17 protein-coding genes, 1 tRNA gene and 1 pseudogene are annotated in these 18,316 nt (G+C 64.6%); 4 read left to right on the top strand and 15 right to left on the bottom strand.

The annotated features are described in order from the left end of the window. Positions 1 to 152: 152 nt before the first annotated feature. Together bfr and AC3WS4_RS17685 are read right to left on the bottom strand one after the other, a co-directional pair. The gene (gene bfr / locus AC3WS4_RS17690; RefSeq protein ID WP_056346002.1) at positions 153 to 635 is read right to left on the bottom strand and encodes a bacterioferritin; all 483 of its coding nucleotides are present in this window, start codon (positions 633 to 635) and stop codon (positions 153 to 155) included. Positions 636 to 734: 99 nt separating this feature from the next. After that, a complete protein-coding gene (locus AC3WS4_RS17685) occupies positions 735 to 908 on the bottom strand; it encodes a (2Fe-2S)-binding protein (protein ID WP_056346003.1) in 174 nt (57 codons plus the stop codon). A gap of 181 nt (positions 909 to 1,089) precedes the next feature. On the opposite strand from AC3WS4_RS17685, the gene purS reads away from it, so the two are divergent. Together purS and purQ are read left to right on the top strand one after the other, a co-directional pair. Next, a complete protein-coding gene (purS, locus tag AC3WS4_RS17680; RefSeq protein WP_056346005.1) occupies positions 1,090 to 1,320 on the top strand; it encodes a phosphoribosylformylglycinamidine synthase subunit PurS in 231 nt (76 codons plus the stop codon). Positions 1,321 to 1,334: 14 nt separating this feature from the next. Then, complete coding sequence (gene purQ, locus AC3WS4_RS17675) at positions 1,335 to 2,000, top strand: phosphoribosylformylglycinamidine synthase subunit PurQ (RefSeq protein ID WP_492737009.1); 666 nt, start codon at positions 1,335 to 1,337, stop codon at positions 1,998 to 2,000. On the opposite strand, the gene AC3WS4_RS17670 is transcribed toward purQ, so the two are convergent. Beyond that, a complete protein-coding gene (locus tag AC3WS4_RS17670; RefSeq protein WP_492737007.1) occupies positions 1,962 to 2,336 on the bottom strand; it encodes a hypothetical protein in 375 nt (124 codons plus the stop codon). The genes purQ and AC3WS4_RS17670 overlap by 39 nt on opposite strands. A gap of 4 nt (positions 2,337 to 2,340) precedes the next feature. Then, positions 2,341 to 3,129 (bottom strand): queuosine precursor transporter, encoded by a 789-nt coding sequence (locus AC3WS4_RS17665; RefSeq protein WP_492737005.1) that lies wholly within the window; start codon positions 3,127 to 3,129, stop codon positions 2,341 to 2,343. A gap of 72 nt (positions 3,130 to 3,201) precedes the next feature. Here AC3WS4_RS17665 and AC3WS4_RS17660 point away from each other — a divergent pair. Next, a tRNA-Arg gene (locus AC3WS4_RS17660) sits at positions 3,202 to 3,278 on the top strand. 176 nt (positions 3,279 to 3,454) lie between these two features. Here AC3WS4_RS17660 and AC3WS4_RS17655 read toward each other — a convergent pair. The 7 genes from AC3WS4_RS17655 to AC3WS4_RS17625 are packed head-to-tail and all read right to left on the bottom strand — an operon-like array spanning position 3,455 to position 11,478. Continuing rightward, entirely contained in the window at positions 3,455 to 4,246 is a 792-nt protein-coding gene (locus AC3WS4_RS17655; protein WP_492737003.1) for an enoyl-CoA hydratase/isomerase family protein, read from the bottom strand. After that, positions 4,237 to 4,851: a 2-hydroxychromene-2-carboxylate isomerase gene (locus AC3WS4_RS17650; protein WP_492737001.1), complete on the bottom strand. Its 615-nt coding sequence runs from the start codon at positions 4,849 to 4,851 to the stop codon at positions 4,237 to 4,239. Before AC3WS4_RS17650 ends, AC3WS4_RS17655 begins: the two co-directional genes overlap by 10 nt. After that, positions 4,848 to 5,546 (bottom strand): glutathione S-transferase N-terminal domain-containing protein, encoded by a 699-nt coding sequence (locus AC3WS4_RS17645; protein ID WP_492736999.1) that lies wholly within the window; start codon positions 5,544 to 5,546, stop codon positions 4,848 to 4,850. The genes AC3WS4_RS17650 and AC3WS4_RS17645 overlap by 4 nt, the downstream gene beginning before the upstream one ends. Continuing rightward, the gene (locus AC3WS4_RS17640; RefSeq protein WP_492736997.1) at positions 5,543 to 7,141 is read right to left on the bottom strand and encodes an AMP-binding protein; all 1,599 of its coding nucleotides are present in this window, start codon (positions 7,139 to 7,141) and stop codon (positions 5,543 to 5,545) included. Before AC3WS4_RS17640 ends, AC3WS4_RS17645 begins: the two co-directional genes overlap by 4 nt. A gap of 7 nt (positions 7,142 to 7,148) precedes the next feature. Beyond that, positions 7,149 to 8,690 (bottom strand): acyl-CoA synthetase, encoded by a 1,542-nt coding sequence (locus AC3WS4_RS17635; protein ID WP_492736995.1) that lies wholly within the window; start codon positions 8,688 to 8,690, stop codon positions 7,149 to 7,151. A gap of 10 nt (positions 8,691 to 8,700) precedes the next feature. Next, the gene (locus AC3WS4_RS17630) at positions 8,701 to 10,122 is read right to left on the bottom strand and encodes a coniferyl aldehyde dehydrogenase (protein ID WP_492736993.1); all 1,422 of its coding nucleotides are present in this window, start codon (positions 10,120 to 10,122) and stop codon (positions 8,701 to 8,703) included. A gap of 21 nt (positions 10,123 to 10,143) precedes the next feature. Beyond that, complete coding sequence (locus AC3WS4_RS17625; protein WP_492742908.1) at positions 10,144 to 11,478, bottom strand: cytochrome P450; 1,335 nt, start codon at positions 11,476 to 11,478, stop codon at positions 10,144 to 10,146. A 45-nt stretch (positions 11,479 to 11,523) separates the two neighbouring features. On the opposite strand from AC3WS4_RS17625, the gene AC3WS4_RS17620 reads away from it, so the two are divergent. Next, the gene (locus AC3WS4_RS17620) at positions 11,524 to 12,156 is read left to right on the top strand and encodes a TetR/AcrR family transcriptional regulator (protein WP_082544920.1); all 633 of its coding nucleotides are present in this window, start codon (positions 11,524 to 11,526) and stop codon (positions 12,154 to 12,156) included. Positions 12,157 to 12,162: 6 nt separating this feature from the next. Here the strand turns inward: AC3WS4_RS17620 and AC3WS4_RS17615 are convergent, their stop codons facing one another. The 4 genes and pseudogenes from AC3WS4_RS17615 to AC3WS4_RS17600 all read right to left on the bottom strand — a co-directional run bounded on the left by AC3WS4_RS17615 (position 12,163) and on the right by AC3WS4_RS17600 (position 18,206). Then, a complete protein-coding gene (locus AC3WS4_RS17615; RefSeq protein ID WP_492736989.1) occupies positions 12,163 to 13,344 on the bottom strand; it encodes a protein kinase family protein in 1,182 nt (393 codons plus the stop codon). Positions 13,345 to 13,437: 93 nt separating this feature from the next. Beyond that, positions 13,438 to 14,129, bottom strand: a pseudogene (locus tag AC3WS4_RS17610) (SDR family NAD(P)-dependent oxidoreductase); the annotation flags it as partial. A 76-nt stretch (positions 14,130 to 14,205) separates the two neighbouring features. Further along, positions 14,206 to 16,407 carry a TonB-dependent receptor gene (locus AC3WS4_RS17605; protein ID WP_492736987.1) on the bottom strand — a complete coding sequence of 734 codons (2,202 nt, stop codon included), beginning with the start codon at positions 16,405 to 16,407 and terminating at the stop codon, positions 14,206 to 14,208. 47 nt (positions 16,408 to 16,454) lie between these two features. Next, positions 16,455 to 18,206: an N-acyl-D-amino-acid deacylase family protein gene (locus tag AC3WS4_RS17600; protein WP_492736985.1), complete on the bottom strand. Its 1,752-nt coding sequence runs from the start codon at positions 18,204 to 18,206 to the stop codon at positions 16,455 to 16,457. Between the last annotated feature and the right edge of the window lie 110 nt (positions 18,207 to 18,316).

Genomic DNA, 18,316 nt, shown 5'->3' with positions numbered 1-18,316 from the left:
AAGCGAAAAAAGAGGCGCCCGCAGACGCCTCGAAAAACCGGGGTTTTTGGTATCTCGTCGCCCCCGCGAAGGCGGGGGGCATTGCCGGCCTTCCCCAGCGTCGCTGCGTAAACCGGTCGCGGCCCCCGCCTTCGCGGGGGCGATGATTCGGATCAATCGTCGCCGACCGACTTCGATTGCAGCTGGATGTAATTTTCGATTCCCATGCGCTCGATCATCTCGAACTGCTTTTCGAGCTCGTCGACATGATGCTCTTCGCTTTCGAGGATGTCGGCGAACAGGTCGCGGCTGACATAGTCGCGCACGCTCTCGCTATGCGCGATGGCGTCCTTGAGCAGCGGGATCGCTTCCTCCTCGAGCGCGAGGTCGGCCTTGAGAATCTCTTCGACCGTCTCGCCGACGCGCAGGCGGCCGAGCATCTGGAAATTGGGCAGGCCGCCGAGGAACAGCACGCGATCGGCGAGCTTGTCGGCGTGCTTCATCTCGTCGATCGATTCCTCACGCTCGAAATGCGCGAGCTTCGCGACCCCCCAATTGTCGAGCATGCGATAGTGCAGCCAGTACTGGTTGATCGCGGTCAGCTCGTTCTTCAGTGCCTCGTTGAGGAAATCGATGACCTTTTCGTCGCCCTTCATGTGTCGTCCTGTCTTTTTGTCCTGGGAATGGGATGGCGGCATTATACGCCCCCGGACCCCATCAGGCCAAGGTCAAAAATGGCAGAAAACCTAGAAAAATCAGGCGGTCGCGGCGACGTCGCTGATGATATTGCGAGCGAAAGGCAGGCATTGGCCGCACTTGGGTTTGCGACCCAGTTGCGCATAGGCGGCCTTGGCGCACCGCACTTCGCCATTCCGCACGACGTCGCGCAGCTGGCTTTCCTTTATTGCGTTGCAGACACAGACGACCATGTGCGAATCCTTCTCAACAAGACTCAGATAGGGATAGTGCGACGGACTCGCAACAGGAAAGTTGCGAGTGGTTCGCATTCCGAAAAGCGGCATTTTCTTGAGTGCCCGCCCTTGCCCGCCAAGTGATTCGCGGGCATAGGCGCGCCCATCTTCCCCGCCCTCCGCAGCAAAGGTCCGCCCCATGAAAGTCCAGGTCTATGTGACGCTGAAACCCGGGGTGCTCGATCCGCAGGGCAAGGCGATCCACCATGCGCTCGAAGGCTTGGGTTTCGCCGGGGTCGACGATGTCCGCGCCGGACGCTTCATCGAACTCGAAGTCGCCGACAGCGTCAGCGATGCCGATCTCGACGCGATGTGCGCCAAGCTGCTCGCGAACACCGTGATCGAAAACTACCGCATCCAGCGCGCCTGAAGGGAAGCAGAGCCATGAAGACCGCCGTCATCGTCTTTCCCGGCTCCAACTGCGATCGCGACATGGCGGTCGCGCTGCGGACCGTCACCGGCCGGGCGCCCGCGATGGTCTGGCACCGCGACACCGAATTGCCCGACGGCATCGACTTCATCGCGCTGCCCGGCGGCTTTTCCTATGGCGATTATCTGCGCTCGGGCGCGATGGCCGCACGCTCGCCGATCCTTGCCGCGGTCACCGATGCTGCGGCGCGCGGCGTGCCGGTGCTCGGCGTGTGCAACGGCTTCCAGGTGCTGACCGAGGCGCAGTTGCTGCCCGGCGCGCTGATACGCAACGCCGGACTCAACTTCGTCTGCCGCACCGTGCCGCTGACCGTCGCGAACAGCCAGTCGCTGTTCACCGCCGGCTACAAGGCCGATGAGGCGATCGACATCCCCGTCGCGCATCACGACGGCAATTATTTCGCCGACGAAAACACGCTCGACCGGCTGGAAGGCGAGGGGCGCGTGGCGTTCCGCTACGCCGACAGCGTCAACGGTTCGGCGCGCAATATCGCGGGCGTGCTGAACGATGCGGGCAATGTGCTCGGCATGATGCCGCACCCCGAACGCGCGATCGACCGCGCGCACGGCGGCACCGACGGGCTACGCCTGTTCGAGGCCGCGCTCGGCGTTCTCGCCTGACGCCTCGGGCGCCGCGGCTTCGCGTCGCGGCCACCAGCGTTCGACCAGCGCCAGCGCCGTCGGCCAGAAGGCGGTGTTCCAGATGTCGTGCCAATGGCCGGGTTCGGGGGCGAGCAGCCCGCGGATATATTCGCCCTGCACGTCGAGCCATTCGCCCGCCAGCGCCACCGCGACCACCGCGGCCCAGGCCATCCAGGCCGGACGCCGCAGCCCGGCGCGGACGATCAGATAGACCCCCATGCCGGCATAGATGTGCAGCGCGTCCTTGCTGAGGCCGCTGCCGTCGATCAGCACCAGTTTGACCTGCTGGTAGAGAAAGGAGGCCTCGGCGAACATCGGCTCAGACCTTGGCCTTGAACGGGCTGAAATCGGTGCCCTCGTCGAAGATGTCGACCCCTTCGCGGCGCTTGAGCGAGCCGACGACCACGTAAGTCACCGGGGTCAGCACCGCTTCCCACGCGACCTTCATCGCCCAATTGGTCACCATCACCAGCACCACCTGCTGCGTGGTCCAGATGCCGAGGAAGGCGACGGGGTAAAAGATCAGGCTGTCGACGCCCTGTCCGACGACGGTCGATCCGATCGTGCGCATCCACAGATGCTTGCCCTCGGTCGCGATCTTCATCCGCGCGAGCACGAAGCTGTTGACGAATTCGCCCGCCCAGAAGGCGACGATCGACGCGACGACCAGTCGCCAGGCGTTGCCGAAGGTGCTGACATAAGTGGCCTGGCACAATGCGCCGCTGCTCGCGCCGGCATCGCTCTTCACCGCCAGCGTCTCGGTCCCCTGGCACCACCAGTCGGCCGCCGGCGGCATCGCGAGCACGACCCAGCTCATCACCGCCATGAACACCAGCGCGGCAAAACCGGTCCAGATCACCCGCCGCGCGCGGGCATAGCCATAAACCTCGGTCAGCACGTCGCCGATGACGTAACCGAGCGGAAAGAACAGGATGCCGGCGCCGAATGTCAGCGGGCCGACCTCGGCCAGTTTCGACGCCCCGATGATGTTCGACAGCAGCAGGATCGCGACGAAGGCGGCCATCACCAGGTCGTAATAACGGAAATGCCGCACCGCGGCGGCATTGGTGCGGGCGGGCGCGTGTGCGGGTTGGGCGGTGTCGGTCATCGCCGTCTTGCTTATCCTGCTTTGCGCCCCGCGCAAACCGCGCTATTCGCGCGATCCACAGCCTCTGTGCATGCGCCCGTAGCTCAGCTGGATAGAGCACCCGCCTTCTAAGCGGGTGGTCGCAGGTTCGAATCCTGCCGGGCGCACCATATTTTCAATGGCCTAGCGCATATTTTTGGCATTGATGTGTCGCACAATGTGCCAACATTTTCCACGCATTTCTGCGCATTTCCTCGGTGTCACGGCGTGTTCCTGGATCACGGATGGAACATGATAGCCGTAGCCTCCACTGCCCAGCCTGACGACGAAATTGCGCGCGGACGGATTATAGAAACTCGATAGCCCGTCGTGATTGATCTATCCGTTCGATGGTATCGCCAGCGCCCTCGAGCTGAAGGCAATCCGCGAAGCCGAGCAGATTGCTTTCAAGGGCGTCGCTGTCGTCCGACCGCGTTTGGCGCATAATCTCAGCTACGACCGGCGCTGACGCTCGATTGAGCGGGCCGGCGCGCTGCAGGGCTTCGGCGACCGTGTCGTCGGCGAGCGCATCGACTATGCCGAGATTGAGAGCCTCGTCGGCGTCGATGACGCGTCCTTCGAGCACGAACAGTCTCGCGCGGTGCGCGCCGATCAGACGCGCGAGCCGCTGCGGCCCACCGGCACCCGGCGGAATCCCCAGCCGCGTCTCGGGAAGGCCGATCGCGGTGACGCCGCGCTGCGCTATGCGCATCGTGCAGGCGAGCGCGATTTCGAGGCCGCCGCCCATGCAGGTTCCGTTGATCGCCGCGATCACCGGCTTCTCGGCGGCGTCGAGCAGTTTGCCGAACCGACTGAAGGGCGAGTCGAGAAAGGCGTTGCGGTCTGCACCCTGTTCGAGCGCCCTCGCGGCCCGGACGATCTGGCCGAGATTGGCGTGACGGATAAAAATGCCGTCGGCCGCACCCGTTATTACGACCGCCCGAACCGCGCGGTCGGCGAGCAGCCGCGCGAGCGCGTCGCCGAGGAGCGCCGCGCCCCGGTTCGAGATCGTGCCGTCCCCGGCCGGCATGAAGCGAACGACGGCGGTGTCGCCCGCGATATCGACGGCGACCGCTTCGGTTCGGCCTTCTAGCGACATTGTTGGATCCGTTGCTGGACCAGCGGAATCTGGTCGTTCCCGAAATACATGGACTTCCTTTCGACGAAAAAGGTCGGCGAGCCGAAGGCCCCACGGTCGATGGCTTCCTGCGTGTTGTCGCGCAGCCGCGCCTTGATTTCGGCGGTCTGCGCCTGCTCGGCGAGCCGCTCGCCGTCGAGGTCCGCGGCCCTGGCGATGGCGATCAGCACCGCGGGATCGTCGATATTCTGCTGATCGGCGAAATAGGCGTCGAACGCCCCTTCGGCGAAGCGGAGCAGCGCCGCCTGATCCCCCTCGATCGCGCAGCAGAAACGCATCGCGTGCACCGACTTGACCGGGTGATACGGCGACGGGAAATTCATCGCGACCCCGGCGAGCTTGGCCCATTCCCTGAGCCATACATAGGTCAGGCGGACCTTGGGATTGTCCGGGCTCTGTCGCCCGGCATAGACGCTGTCGTTGACCGCGTTGAACACGCCGCCGACCAGAAAGGGACGCCAGACGACATCGACGTCCTTGTCGGCCGACCATAGCCGAAAGTTGTGGACCGCGATCCGCGTCCAGGGCGAGGACAGGTCGAAGAAGATTTCCACCTGCGGTGTCATGCCCGATCGTCCTTGATGCCGAACAGCAGCTTGCGGGTTTCGGCGTCGTCCTGCGGGCGGCGGTTGATCTGCTTGCGCCCGACGTCCATGCCGCGGCGCAGTCCCGGCCGCTGTTTCACCACATCATACCATCGGCGCAGGTGTACGAAGGCGGCGAGATCGACCTCCTGTGCCTTGTAAGTCTGTATCCAGGGGAAGCACGCCATGTCGGCGATACTATAATCCACGCCCGCGACATGGGCGCTCTGCGCCAACTGGCGGTCGAGGACGCCATAAAGGCGCAACGTCTCGTTCCGGTAGCGGTCGGTGGCATAGGCGATGCGCTCGGGAGCATAGAGCTTGAAATGGCCGTGCTGGCCGAGCATCGGCCCGAGCCCGCCGACCTGCCAGAACAGCCATTCGAGCACCGCCTTGCGACCGCGCGCATCGGTCGGGAGGAAGCGCCCCGTCTTTTCCGCCAGATAGACGAGGATCGCGCCCGTCTCGAAAATCGAGATCGGTTCGCCGCCATCCGCCGGTGCGTGATCGACGATCGCCGGGATGCGGTTGTTCGGGCTGATCGCCAGGAATTCGGGTTTGAACTGGTCGCCCTTGCCGATGTTGACCCACCGGACCTCATAGGGAAGTCCGCATTCCTCGAGCATGACCGAGATTTTCCAGCCGTTCGGCGTCGGCGCGGTGAACAATTCGATCATGGCGCAACCTCCGCTGGTGCCGGCTCGACGAGGCCGGCGGCGTGCAGCAGCGCGATACAGTCGCGCTCGACGGGCTTTTCGGACACCGTCTTGGGAATCGCGGGCAGGAACTGCCAGATCTCGGGGATCTCGCTGCGCTGCAAATGATCGGCCGCCCACTGCCGGACGCCGTCCAGTGCGTCGCCGGTATCGAGGACGACCGCGGCGACCAATGTCCGCTCGCCGGCGACATTGGCCGCAGTCTCGACGCCATAGACATAGACGTCGCGCACCGCCGGGTGCTGCGCAAGCACGGTTTCGACCAGCGTCGCATTGACGAAGTCGCCGTTGCGGCGAATGCCGCCGCCGGCGCGGTGCAGGAAATAAAACCAGCCCTCGGCGTCGGCATAGGCCATGTCGCCCGAGCGGAACCAGCCCCCGGTCACCTTCTCGGCGCTCGCCTTTTCGTTGCGATAATAGGTCACGGCCTCGGACCCGCCATCGGCCTTGCGGAAGCAGAGATGCCCCGGGACCATCGGCGCGCAGACCTGGTCGTCGTCGTCGAGGATCGCGGCAACCAGCGTCGGCGGCGGTTTGCCCATTGAACCGCGCGGCCCATCGCCCATGCGGTTGATCAGCGTCCCGCCATTCTCGGTGCTGCCATAGACTTCGGTGATCGTGACCCCGAAGCGCGTCTCATACGCCTCCCACAATTTTGCGGGCATGCCCGACGCGATCACCAGCCGCACGGGATTGTCGCGGTCGTCGCTCTTGGGCGGCACCGCGAAGACTTCGGGGATCATTCCGCCGAGCAGGGTAAAGACCGTGCAACGATAGGCCCGGCAGACATCCCATAGCCGGCTCTTGGTGAACTGCCGGCTGAAGACGACCGGCAACTCCATCGCCAGGCCCGCTGCGAGGGTCGAATGGGCATTGGTGTGGCAGAGCGGCAGGCCCGTGTAGGGCGTATCGCCATCGTCGACCCCCAGCGCGCGCAGCCCCTTCATGCCGCGCATATATTGCGCGTGGGTCCGCACGACCGCCTTGGGGTTGCCCGTCGTGCCGGAGGTGAACATCAGATACATCGGCGAGGTCTGGTCGGGGATCACGGGCACCAGCCCAACGGCGTCGCCGGGGAGGTCGGCGGCGTAATCGGCCGCAGGGAAATTCCGCGGCGCTGAGGCCGTGTCGACCACCAGCACCGGGGGTCGTGACCCAAGCTGTTCCGCGACGGTGTCGAGTGCGGGCAGCGCGGCCGCTTCCGCGATGATCGCGGTCGCCGCGACATGGTTGATCATATAAGCGAGCTTTTCGCCCATGCTTCGGGTGTCGAGCGGGACGAAGATCGAACCGGTCAATGCCGCCGCCACCATCGCTTCCACGAACTGCGGGCGGTTCTTGAGCATCAGGACTACGCTGTCGCCGGGGGCGACGCCCTGTTGCTGAAGCCAGAGCGCCAGCCGGGCGCCGCGGTCCCACAGTTCGGCGAAATTGCGCCGCTCGTCGGACAGGCTGCCATCGGGCTCGACATGGACGAAGGTCAGCGCCGGAAAGTCGGGTTTTGCGGCCGCCTTTTGCTCGATCAGTCGGGCGATATCGTTGGCGCGGTTGCTCATTCGATCCTCATCCTGCGGCTTGATTTCCGTGTTCGGCGCGTTGCCGATAATCTTCGACCAGCTTCTTCTTGAACAATTTTCCCGTCGGCTCGCGCGGCAATGCGTCGATGAAATCGACCTGCTTCGGCGCCTTGAGGCCGCCGAGCCGGTCGCGGGCGAATCGTCGGATGTCCTCGGCAAGTTCGTCCGAGGCCATGACGCCCGCGATCAATTCCGCAACCGCGACGACGCGCTCGCCAAAGTCGGGATCGGGCGCACCGAACACCGCGACATCGGCGATGGCGGGATGTTCGCCGAGCGCATTCTCGATCTCCTGCGGATAGATGTTCACGCCGCCCGAAATGATCGTGAAATTCTTGCGGTCGGTCAGGAACAGATAGCCGTCGGCGTCGAGATAGCCAATGTCGCCGAGCGTCGACCAGCCCTGGTCGTTATAGGCGCTGCGCGTCTTGGCGGGGTCGTTGTGATATTCGAAATTCTGTCCCCCAGCAAAGTAGACGTCGCCGATCACGCCTGCGGGACGCGTCGCACCGTCGTCGTCGCAGATTCTCACTTCGCCGACGAAAGCGCGGCCGACCGAGCCGGGTTTCTGCCGCCATTCCTCGGGGCCGATCATCGTCAGCCCGTTATTCTCTGTCCCGCCATAATATTCGTGGACGATCGGGCCCCACCAGTCGAGCATGCGCTGCTTGACCGGCACCGGGCAAGGGGCGGCGGCGTGCAGCGCGATGGTCAGGCTCGATAGATCATGGGCGGCTCGCACCGTGTCAGGCAGCTGGAGCAGCCGTGAGAAATGGGTCGGCACCCATTGCGCGACGGTCACGCGGTGTCGCTCGATCGAGGCAAGCGCGGCCTCGGCGTCGAACTTCTCCATCACGACGACCGTCCCGCCCAGCCGTTGCACCAGCATCGACCAGCGCAGCGGCCCCGCATGATAGAGCGGTGCCGGCGACAGATAGACGCTGTCGGCGCCCATGCCGAAGCGGGTTTGCGCGACACCGAGCAGGGGCGACGGGCGAGCGATCGGCAGATCGGGCACGAACGGCTGTTTGACGCCCTTGGGCCGGCCGGTTGTGCCCGACGAATAGAGCATGTCCGAACCGGCCATTTCATCGGCGATCGGCGTCGCGGGCCAGGTGCCGATCAGTTCGCCGAGCGGTCGCTGCTCGCCCTGCGGCGCGTCGACATACAGCACCGGACCATCGAAGGTCGCGGCATCGATGACGGCCTGCGTCGCCTGCGAGCCGATGACCAGCTTCGCGCCGCTGTCGCGGAATATGTAGCCAAGGTCGTCACCCGACAGACGATAGGACAGGCAGGCGAAATAGACGCCCGCGCGCTGGGCGGCCCACGCCGATATGAACAGCCAGGGCGAATTCTCGAGGACGATCGCGATGGTGTCGCCAGGCATGACGTCCTGCGCGCGGAGGAAATGGGCCAGCTGGTTTGAACGCGCGTCGAGTTTGCCATAGGTCAGCGCTTCGCCGGTCTCCGCCATGATGCAGGCGGGCTTTCCGGGGTGGGTGGCGGCGTGGATCGAAGGATGCATCGCGCGGGTCTCAGGCGCCGATTGTCGAGCGGATCAGTTTGCGCACGGCATCGCCATAGGGCGGCCGCAAGGTGAGCAGCGGGCCGAGGTCGCGTTTGATCTGGTGATAGACCGCCTTCTTGTGGCTGAATTCGAGAAAGCCGTCGCGGCCGTGATAGGCGCCCATGCCCGAAGGTCCGATGCCGCCGAACGGCAGATTCTCCTGCGCGCAGTGCATGATGACATCGTTGACGCAAATGCCGCCCGAGGTGGTCTGCGTTTGCAGCACGTCGAGCTCTTGGGTGTCGCTGCCGAAATAATAGAGGGCGAGCGGCCGGTCGGTGCCATTCACCTGTGCGACGACGGCGTCGAGCGTGCGATAGGTCATCACCGGCAACAGCGGGCCGAAAATCTCCTCCTGCATCACCGCCATGTCGGGGGTCGCATCGAGGATGAGCGTCGGCGCGAGCTTGCGATGCTCCTGCTGGTCGAGCGCTTCGTTTGCCGGGTTGATTTCGACGATCCTTGCCCCCTTGGCGGCGGCGTCGGCGAGATAGGATTGCAGCCGGCCAAGGTGCCGGTCGGAGATGATCGCCGTATAATCTTCATTGTCGCGGATCGTCGGCAGCATCTGCGCCGTCGCGGCGGTGGCGGCCGCGACGAAGGCGTCGCGCTGGCCCTCGGGCACATAGACATGGTCGGGGGCGAGGCAGATCTGCCCGGCGTTCAGCACCTTGCCGGCCATGATCCGCGCCGCCGCGGTCGACATGTCGACGCCCTTGCCGATGACGACCGGGCTTTTCCCTCCCAGTTCGAGCGTGACGGGGACCAGATTGTCAGCGGCGGCGCGCAGCACATGTGCCGCGACCGATCCTGCGCCGGTAAAGATCAAATGATCGAAAGGAAGCGCGGCAAAGGACGCCCCGACATCGGGGCCGCCGGTCACCACCGCGAGTTCGCTCGCGTCGAAGCGCCGGTCGATCAGTGTCTGCATCAGGTCGGCGGTGCGCGGCGTATATTCGGACGGCTTGACGATCGCCCGGTTGCCGGCGGCGAACACCGATGCGAGCGGTGAAAAGACCAGACCGACCGGGAAATTCCAGGGACTGACGACACCGACGACGCCTTTCGGCTGAAACAGGATCCGCGCCTTGGCGCCGAGCAGGCCGAGCAGCCAGGGATCGAGCGGGCGCTTTTCGGGCTTCATCCAGCCGCGCAGATGTTTGCGGGCATGCTGGAGCGCACCGACCGGCGTCATGATATCGGTGAGCGCCGAGGCGTAGGGCGAGCGATTGCCGAAATCGTCGCTCATCGCCTGCTCGAACGCCGACGAATTTTCCTTGAGCAGCGCGATGCAGCGATCGATCCGGTCGATCCGCAACGCCGCATCGGGCGGACCGTCGGCCAGTTGGGCGCGGCGCTGCCGCTGGAGAAGGGCGAGCATGTCGGTCATGGGGTTTCCTGCCGGATAAGATCAGGCCGCGACGGCGGCGCGGGATGTGTAGCGGACCGGCAGGCTTTTCAGCCCGCCCACAAAATTGGTCTGGATCCAGCGCGGATCGCCGTCGAGTTCGAGGCGATCGATGCGCGCGAACAGCTCCTCGAAGAATATCCGCATCTCCATCCGGGCGAGATGCTGGCCGAGGCAGACATGCGGACCATAGCCGAACGCCAGATGCCGGTGCGGCGGCCGCCCGATGTCGAAGCGGTAAGGCTCGTCGAATACCTCTTCGTCGCGATTGGCTGAGGGATAGCACATCATCATTGCCTGCCCGGCGCCGATCGTCTGGCCGCGCAGCTCATAATCCTCGGTTGGGGTGCGGAAGAAATGGGTGACCGGCGAGACCCAGCGGATCATTTCGTCGACCGCCGACGGCAACAGCGACATGTCGCCGCGCAGCCGGTCGAACTGCTCGGGATTCTGGAGCAGCGCGAGTGTGCCGCCCGCGATCGAGGCGCTGGTCGTATCGTGACCGGCGGTCGCGGCGAGGATGAAATAGGACAGCGCTTCCTTCTCGCCGATCTCCGCCTGCGCGAGCAGGGTGGCGAGGTCGTCGGCGGGCGCCGTGCGGCGCGATTCGAGCAGCGCGCGGAAATAATCGAAAAACCCCTGCACCGTGGAAATGACGTCGATCTTCTCGGTCTTGATTTCGGGGTCGTCGGGACCGAACAGCTGCTGCGTCATCTTGAGCATCAGGGCTTCGTCCTCGGCCGGGACGCCGATGATCCGCATGATGACGCGCAGCGGATACCAGCTGGCGACCGCGCGCATGAAATCGCAGCGCCCGTCGCCGTCGAGGGTGCGGTCGAACAGGTCGCGCGCATAGCCGCGCAGTTCCTCGTCGAGTATCTTGATCCGCCCCGGCGCGAACCAGGCCTGGGTCAGCTTGCGATGCAGCCGATGTTCGTCGCCGTCCATGTTGGGCAGCTGGTTCAACAGGAAGGGGCGACCGCCCGTCACCTTGCGGATCTGCTCGTCGACCGCCGTCTTGCGCAGCATCACGCGCGGGCCGTTGACGAAGATGTCCATCGCCCGCTCCACCTGCATCACATCGGCGTGCCTGGTCACGATCCAGAAAGGTGCATAGTCGTCGGGCTCGACCCAGAAGACCGGGGCTTCGGCGCGCAAGCGGCGCAACAATGCGTGATAGGCAGCGGGGTCGGAATGAAAGCGCGGATCGACGAGCAGATTGCCGACGGCTTTTGCCTCCAGGGCCGTGGAGGCCGGGTTGCAGGCGTCGTCCAGATCACCAGCGGGGTGTTCACGCGCCATATCCATTTCAATCTCCCATATGGGTCTGAAGCCCATGATGTTGTCATATGACACTAATAGTCCTATGTCAAATGAAGGAGAATGGTTGAGCGACCGGGAAAAATCCTGTCAAAGACACATCACAGGAACATGGGGGAAATTTTGGGTAGCAATAAGAACCCGCTGACGCGCGAGCAGGTGATCGACGCGGCCACCGAATGCCTCGAGCATTTCGGCGTCGCGAAAACGTCGATGATCGACGTGGCGCGCAAGCTGGGCGTGACCCGGCAGACCATTCACCGCCTGTTCGAGACCCGCACGATATTGCTGGAGGCCGTGGCGGAGGTTCGGATTCAGGCCGCGGCGAAAAAACTCGTGTCGATGTTTGCCACCCATGACGACATCGAAGAGACGTTGGTTCACGGCACCCTGCAATCGCTCGCTGTGGGCCGAAGCGACAAGCTTCTTTATGAAATCCAGCAGCAGGCGGACCATGGCGTCGATCAATATATGTTCCGCGGTTCGCCGATGATCCAGCAGCTGATGCTCGATATCTGGGGTCCCGTTCTGGATCGTGCGCGCGCGGAAGGACGGATTCGCGACGGCATCGACAACGACAAGATCGTGCAGTGGGTGCGCAACGTCCACGCGATGATCAACATGCGAAGCGATTATAGCGAGGCGCAGCAGATCGAAATGCTTCGCGACTTCTTCGTCCCGTCGATCGTCCGATAGCCCGGACTATGCGCCGTTCAGGTCGATCGACCCCAGGTCGGCCATCGCCGCAGCAGTCCGCTCGACAAGCCGCCACGTCGTCTGCTCGGGCTGCACCGCCTGACCCATGCTGTTGTGACCGATGGTGAAGGCCCAGGCGAGAAAGGCATAGGGGATATGTGCGCGATAGGCGTCCCATGCCGCGGCGGGATCGAGCGCGGGGCCGCCCGCCGCGGCGAGTTCTTCGATATAGGAGGCTAGCAGCGCGCGCTCCCAATCGCGGCGGTCGGCGATCTCCAGGCCGGTGGACAGAATATAGCTGACGTCCCACGCCCAGGGGCCCCGCAGCATCACCTGCCAGTCGCAAAAGCCCATGGCGCCATCGCCGGTGCGATAGGTTTGCGCGATATGCGCGTCGCCATGGAGCAGGGTGACATGGCCTTCGCGGGCGTCCTGCGCGTTGCGGCGCACCACCCCCGCCCAGATATCGTCGATCCGTCCGCGCACGCCGTCAGGAATCAACTCGGGCGCCGCGTCCATGCCGACCCCCGCCCAATGGGCCATGCGCAGGAAGCGATGATTGTCGCCCAGATAGGTCGGCGTGTCGCGCAGCCAGCGATGCTGCTTGAGCGATCGGTCGCGCCAGAAACGTGCATGGAGGCGCGCGAGGCCCGACAGCAGGCTCGCCATTTCGTCCTGCGTGATCGCGTCGCCGGCCATGTTGAACTCGGCCTGCCGCGTCGCGACGACATCCTCCATCACGATCATCGAGCGCATCGAGCGCGGCGCGACACAGGCCCAATAGCCGCGCGGCGCCTCCATCTCGATCTCCGGGCGGAAATCGCGATAGAAGCCGACCTCGCCGAACAGGCAGTTCGACAGCCCGAGCAACAGCCGCTGCATGAGGATCGGCGTCGACTTGGTGAAGATGCGGTCGGGCACGCCCGCGGCGCGCGCGGCATCGTTGAGGTCGAGGTCGAAGCCCCGCCGGGTCGACGATCCGACCGACCCCTCGGTGGCGCGAACGCCCAGCACCGCCCCGCCGGGGACGTCGCGGCACAATGTCGCCGTCAGCCATTCGGGCGTGATCGCTTCCCAGCTCCAGGGGATGTCGTTTATGCCCCGCGCCGCCGGCCGTGCGGCCGCATCATAGTGCGCGCGGAGCGCAATCTCGGCCTTACGGAGCGGCAGGGTCAGGCTGGACAGCATTGGCGCATTCCCCGATCGAAAAGGTCAAAGGATCGAATAGCCCCCATCGACCGTCAGCTCGGTCCCGGTGACATAGCGCGCGGCATCGGAGGCAAGGAACAGGATCGCCCCGGCGACATCGTCGGTCTCGACCCAGCGGCCCATCGGGAACATCGTCGCGACATAGGCCTTGGCCTCGCCTTCGGACTGGAAACGCCCGGCGGCGATGCCGGGGGCAAGCCCGCTGCGGCCGAGGTCGGTATCGACCGGGCCGGGGTGGACCGAATTGACGCGGATGCCGTTCCCCGCGCGGCCGAATTCGACCGCCACCGCCTTGCTCAACATGCGCACCGCGCCCTTGCTCGCCGAATAGGCCGCTTGCATCGGGCCGGCGATCTGGCCGTAGATCGACGACAGATTGATGATCGAGGCCCCCCCGCCTGCGCCATGAGGGGCGCGGCCGCCTGGATCGAGAACCAGATGCTGTCGACATTGACCGCCTGGACGCGGCGATATTCCTCGACCGTTGTCGCGAGAACGGGCTTGTTGAGGATCATCCCGGCATTGTTGACGAGGATATCGAGCCGGCCCTCGGTCGCGGCGATCGAGCCGATCACCTCGGCCCATTGCCCGGCATCGGTCACATCCTGGACGAGGAAGCGGCCGCCGTCGGGTGCGGTGCCGGCCGGATCGGTATCGGTCGCGACCACCGTCGCGCCGGCTGCGGCGAGCAGCTTCGCGCCATGCGCGCCGATGCCCTTGGCCGCGCCGGTGACGAGCGCGACCTTGCCGTCGAGTTCAAACATGGCTCATTCCTTGGCTGTTGGCCGGTTCGAAGGGGAAGGCGGGGAGAGCCGATATCCCCCTTCGGTCACCGACGCGTCAGAAATCGACCGACAGCTGTGTGCCCCACGTCCGCGGCCGGGCGTAATTGCCATAATAGGCGCCGGTGACTAGGTAGGTCGCATTCTGGCGGTAAAGCTGGTCGGTGACATTGTTGACGAAGACGCGCAGCCGCACCTTGTCGTCGAGGGCGCCGAGCGTCGCCGACAGGTCGACGAGTTCATAGCCCTTCTGGACATCCTGCGGCTGGCCGAAATAGCGCAGCACCGTCTTGCTGCGATAGGAAGCGTCGGCGCGCAAGGTCAGCGACGACAGGAAACCGCTCGAGAATTCGGCGCGATATTGCGCCCCGATCGACCCCGAGAAATTGGGCGCGTGGGGCAGCTGCATGCCGTCGAGGTTGATCTGGCCGAGGGCGGGACGCGCATCGTCGATCGACAGGAAGTCGCGGAACCGGGCGTGCAGCCAGTTCGCCGAGGCGTCGATCGTGAAGGCGTCGTTGACGCGGAATTTGAACTCACCCTCGAGGCCGTAGATCGTCGCCGGCGCATTCTGCACCAGCGTGACCGCCGGTGGCCGGGTGATCGTGACCTGCAGATTCTTGTAGTCATAATAGAAGCCCGCGAAATTGGCGGTCAGGCGGCGATCGTCGGTCTGCGTCTTGAGGCCGATTTCGAACGCGTCGAGAACTTCGGGCGCATAGATGCCCGCTGCGCCCAGAAGCTCGCCGCCGCCGCCGGGCAGGTTGGCGCCGCCCGATTTGAAGCCGCGCGAATATTGCGCATAGGCCGACACGCCGTCCGAGAAATCATATTGGAGATTGACCTTGGGCAGGAAGCGGTTGGCCTTGATCGACGACGGCACGTCGGTCGCCAGCGGCACGATCGTCCCGTCGGGCAGGCGCAGGAACAGGTCCTGCGAGAAATTCTTTTTCTCATGGTTGAACCGCAGGCCGAGGTTGATGCGGAACGCGTCGGTGACCGAATAGGTGCCGTCGGCGAAGATCGCGATCGAATCGGTGTCGGTGTCGACGCTCTGCGTGAGCTGGGTGTCGGGCAGGACTCCGAAGCCGCCCGCGGCCGCGGCGCCAAGGCCGAGCGGCAGTGAATTGCCCGCCTTTTCGGTGAAATAATAGGCGCCGAGGATCCATTCGAACTTGTCGCCATCACCGATCAACGACACTTCCTGGCCGAAGGATTCGGACGGCCGCTTGAAATTGGTGGCGTAGAAGAAGGGCACGTCGGTCGCATCGGCGTCGAAATCGACGCGGCTCTTGTGGTCGACATAGCTGGTGATCGAACGCAGCGCGATGCTGTCGGACAACTGTGCGTCGATTTTGCCCGACGCGATGAACGTCTTGGTGTCGAGGATATAGGGCCAGTCGCCGTAAATCTGGTTCGGCTCGGTGGTCTGGCCTGTGGTCGGGAGGAAGGTCGGCGTGAACAGCTGCTGATACGCTCCGCCGCCATTGGATTCCTCGTAACGCGCCCACAGGTCGATGGTCAGGTCACTGCTCGGCTCGAACTTGATCGCGCCCCGGACATATTCGCTGTTCTGATCGCCGATATGGCCGTTGCCGGGCAGCAGACGGACGAAACCCTTGTCTTCCTCATGGCCGCCGCTCACCCGGACCGAGAGAGTGTCGGACAGCGGGCCCGACACATAAGCGCTGGCGCCGAACGCGTCGTAGCTACCGGTCGACAGGTTGAAGCCGGCGGTGAAGTCGCGCGTCGGCTCCTTGGCGATGAAGTTGATCGCGCCGCCCGTGGCGTTGCGCCCATAAAGCGTGCCCTGCGGCCCGCGCAGCACTTCGATCCGGTCGAGATCGACCGCGCGCAGATAGCCCATGGTAGCGCGCGGCATGAAGACGCCGTCGACATAGGTGGCGACGGTCGGCTCGGTGACGCCCGAATCGACGATCGACCCGACGCCGCGGATCGAGATCAGGGTGGTGCCGGCATGCTCGCCGAAATCGAGATTGGGAACCGCGCTGGTCAGGCTCTCGATACTGTCGATCCCGCGCTGCTGAAGCTGCTCGCTCGACACGGCCGAGATAGCGGCGGGAATGTCCTGCAGATTCTGCGATCGTTTCAGCGCGGTAACGACGATTTCGCCGTCGCTTGATCCACCGTCGTCGCTGCTGGCCGCAGGCGCGGTAGCGTCCGATTGCGCCATTGCCGGCGTTGCCAATCCTGCCAGCGCCATCGCGGTGCCGGTGCACAGAAGCAGTCTGGTATTCATCGATACCCTCCCAATAGTTGTTTTATGTCGTTGACGGGTCGGCGTGGCTATTCGGCCGCGACCGCCCATTCGTTTTGCTCTTCGCCGCCGATCAGCCGTCCAGGCACCGAACCCGTTGGCTTGCCGTCGATAAAGGTCGTTTCCCCGTTCACCAGGACGCGGCTGTATCCGCCGGCGTCGACGAGGCGGCGCCAGTCGCCGCCGGGAAGGTCGTGGACGATCCGGTGCCGGCTGCGGTCGAGGTGCAGCGCGTCCAGATCATAGATGATGATGTCGGCATGATGGCCGGGCAGGATCGCGCCGCGCCCCTCGATCCCGAGCATCCGGGCGATCTTGAAGCTGAGCTGATAATGCGCCTCCTCGAGGCTCATCACCTTCTGTTCGCGCACCGTGCGGATCAGGAAGTCGGTACCATAGCATCCGCTGGAAAAGGCCTTGGTGTGCGCGCCGCCGTCCGAAACGCCGCAGGCGACCGCCGGATGCGCCAGCAGCCGGGCGCCGAGCGAGGCGTCGGTCGCCGAATAGGGAAGCGACTTGATCTGGAGCTCGAGGCTCGACCGCAGCGCGAGGTCGCACAGCGTCTCGACGACCGATTGGCCGAGCTCTGCGGCGATGCTCGCGAGGTCGCGGTTCAGATAGGGCTGCAAGTCGGGCGCATCGCCGACTTCGATGACGATCTGCCCTTCGAAGCCGCCGGCGCCATTCGACGGGCCGTTCTGCGCATAATCCTCGGCGAACTTACGGACGAAATTCTCGTCGGCGAGCAGCGCGCGGATGTCGTCGTCGGTCTGAGCGGCGATCAGGCGGCGAACCCCCCATAGCTGGCCGGCCGCCGTGTCGAGATCGCGAATACCCGCTTCGACCCAACCCGCATAGAGAAGGGTCGCGCCGCAGATGTCGAGCCCCTCACCGCGCAGCTTGTCGAGCCAGGCAAGGTCGGCATCGATGATCTCGGGCATGCCGTCGATTGCCAGGAAGATGTTGTGGATGATCCTTACGCCGCTGCCCTTGGCCATGCGGGCGACCTTTTCGGTCAGCCCCGGATTGCCGAAGCCGCCGATCTGCGCGAGCAACTGGATGATGCCTTCGCCGCGGTCGGCGAGCGCGCGGCAGATTTCGACGACATCGTCGTCGTGCATCGCGTCGGTCGGCATCGCCGTGCCGTCGAAGTCGAGGTGCGAATTGCCGTCGAGGCCCATGATCGACATCGAGATGCCGATCGCGCCGACGTCCATCGCCTCGTTGATCAGGCGGTGCATCTCGGCGATCTCTGCCGCCGTCGGACGCCGGCTTTTCGCGGCGTCGATGCCCATGACATAGATCAGCAGCGGGTTGAGCGGTAGATAGGTCATGATGTTCACGCTCTTCGGCAGCGCGCGCATCGTTTCGAGAAATTCGGGAAAGCTCTCCCAATTCCAGGGCAGCGCCAGCCGCTGCTGCTCGACCGGAATCTGCTCGGTCGTCGAGAGCATCAACATGGTGCGCTCGCGGTCGGCGGCGCGGACCGGTGCGATGCTGAAGCCGCAATTGGCGTTCAGGATCGAGGTCACACCCTGCTCGCCCGAGTCCATGCACGACGGGCTCCAGAAGACCGCGGCGTCATAATGGGCGTGCTGCGTGATATGGCCCGGCGCGACGATCTTGCCGGCGGCGTCGATCACTTCGTCGGCGATGGCCGCGGACAGGTTGCCGATCTTGGCGACGCGCCCCGCGATGATGCCGACATCGCCGCTGCGCTCGGGAGCGCCGGTGCCGTCGATGATGCGGCCGTTGCGAATTACGCAGTCGAATTTTTGCATGTCACTCTCCCGGGCAGGCCCCCTCTGCGGGCGCTCTTACCGTCTTCGAAGATAGATCATATAACTATAGATGTCATGTGTCAAACGAAGAGCGTCGGGCGCAGGACTAG

Source organism: Sphingopyxis sp. EU05-FHT14B03, assembly GCF_058790875.1.
The sequence above is the reverse complement of the archived record's forward strand: the minus strand, read 5'-3'. Positions and strand labels throughout refer to the sequence as shown.

Bases quoted from the DNA above. Each gene is read 5' to 3' on its own strand.
- bfr (WP_056346002.1), bottom strand. From the start codon at position 635: ATGAAGGGCGACGAAAAGGTCATCGATTTCCTCAACGAGGCACTGAAG.
- AC3WS4_RS17685 (WP_056346003.1), bottom strand. From the start codon at position 908: ATGGTCGTCTGTGTCTGCAACGCAATAAAGGAAAGCCAGCTGCGCGAC.
- purS (WP_056346005.1), top strand. From the start codon at position 1,090: ATGAAAGTCCAGGTCTATGTGACGCTGAAACCCGGGGTGCTCGATCCG.
- purQ (WP_492737009.1), top strand. From the start codon at position 1,335: ATGAAGACCGCCGTCATCGTCTTTCCCGGCTCCAACTGCGATCGCGAC.
- AC3WS4_RS17670 (WP_492737007.1), bottom strand. From the start codon at position 2,336: ATGTTCGCCGAGGCCTCCTTTCTCTACCAGCAGGTCAAACTGGTGCTG.
- AC3WS4_RS17665 (WP_492737005.1), bottom strand. From the start codon at position 3,129: ATGACCGACACCGCCCAACCCGCACACGCGCCCGCCCGCACCAATGCC.
- AC3WS4_RS17655 (WP_492737003.1), bottom strand. From the start codon at position 4,246: ATGTCGCTAGAAGGCCGAACCGAAGCGGTCGCCGTCGATATCGCGGGC.
- AC3WS4_RS17650 (WP_492737001.1), bottom strand. From the start codon at position 4,851: ATGACACCGCAGGTGGAAATCTTCTTCGACCTGTCCTCGCCCTGGACG.
- AC3WS4_RS17645 (WP_492736999.1), bottom strand. From the start codon at position 5,546: ATGATCGAATTGTTCACCGCGCCGACGCCGAACGGCTGGAAAATCTCG.
- AC3WS4_RS17640 (WP_492736997.1), bottom strand. From the start codon at position 7,141: ATGAGCAACCGCGCCAACGATATCGCCCGACTGATCGAGCAAAAGGCG.
- AC3WS4_RS17635 (WP_492736995.1), bottom strand. From the start codon at position 8,690: ATGCATCCTTCGATCCACGCCGCCACCCACCCCGGAAAGCCCGCCTGC.
- AC3WS4_RS17630 (WP_492736993.1), bottom strand. From the start codon at position 10,122: ATGACCGACATGCTCGCCCTTCTCCAGCGGCAGCGCCGCGCCCAACTG.
- AC3WS4_RS17625 (WP_492742908.1), bottom strand. From the start codon at position 11,478: ATGGGCTTCAGACCCATATGGGAGATTGAAATGGATATGGCGCGTGAA.
- AC3WS4_RS17620 (WP_082544920.1), top strand. From the start codon at position 11,524: ATGGTTGAGCGACCGGGAAAAATCCTGTCAAAGACACATCACAGGAAC.
- AC3WS4_RS17615 (WP_492736989.1), bottom strand. From the start codon at position 13,344: ATGCTGTCCAGCCTGACCCTGCCGCTCCGTAAGGCCGAGATTGCGCTC.
- AC3WS4_RS17605 (WP_492736987.1), bottom strand. From the start codon at position 16,407: ATGAATACCAGACTGCTTCTGTGCACCGGCACCGCGATGGCGCTGGCA.
- AC3WS4_RS17600 (WP_492736985.1), bottom strand. From the start codon at position 18,206: ATGCAAAAATTCGACTGCGTAATTCGCAACGGCCGCATCATCGACGGC.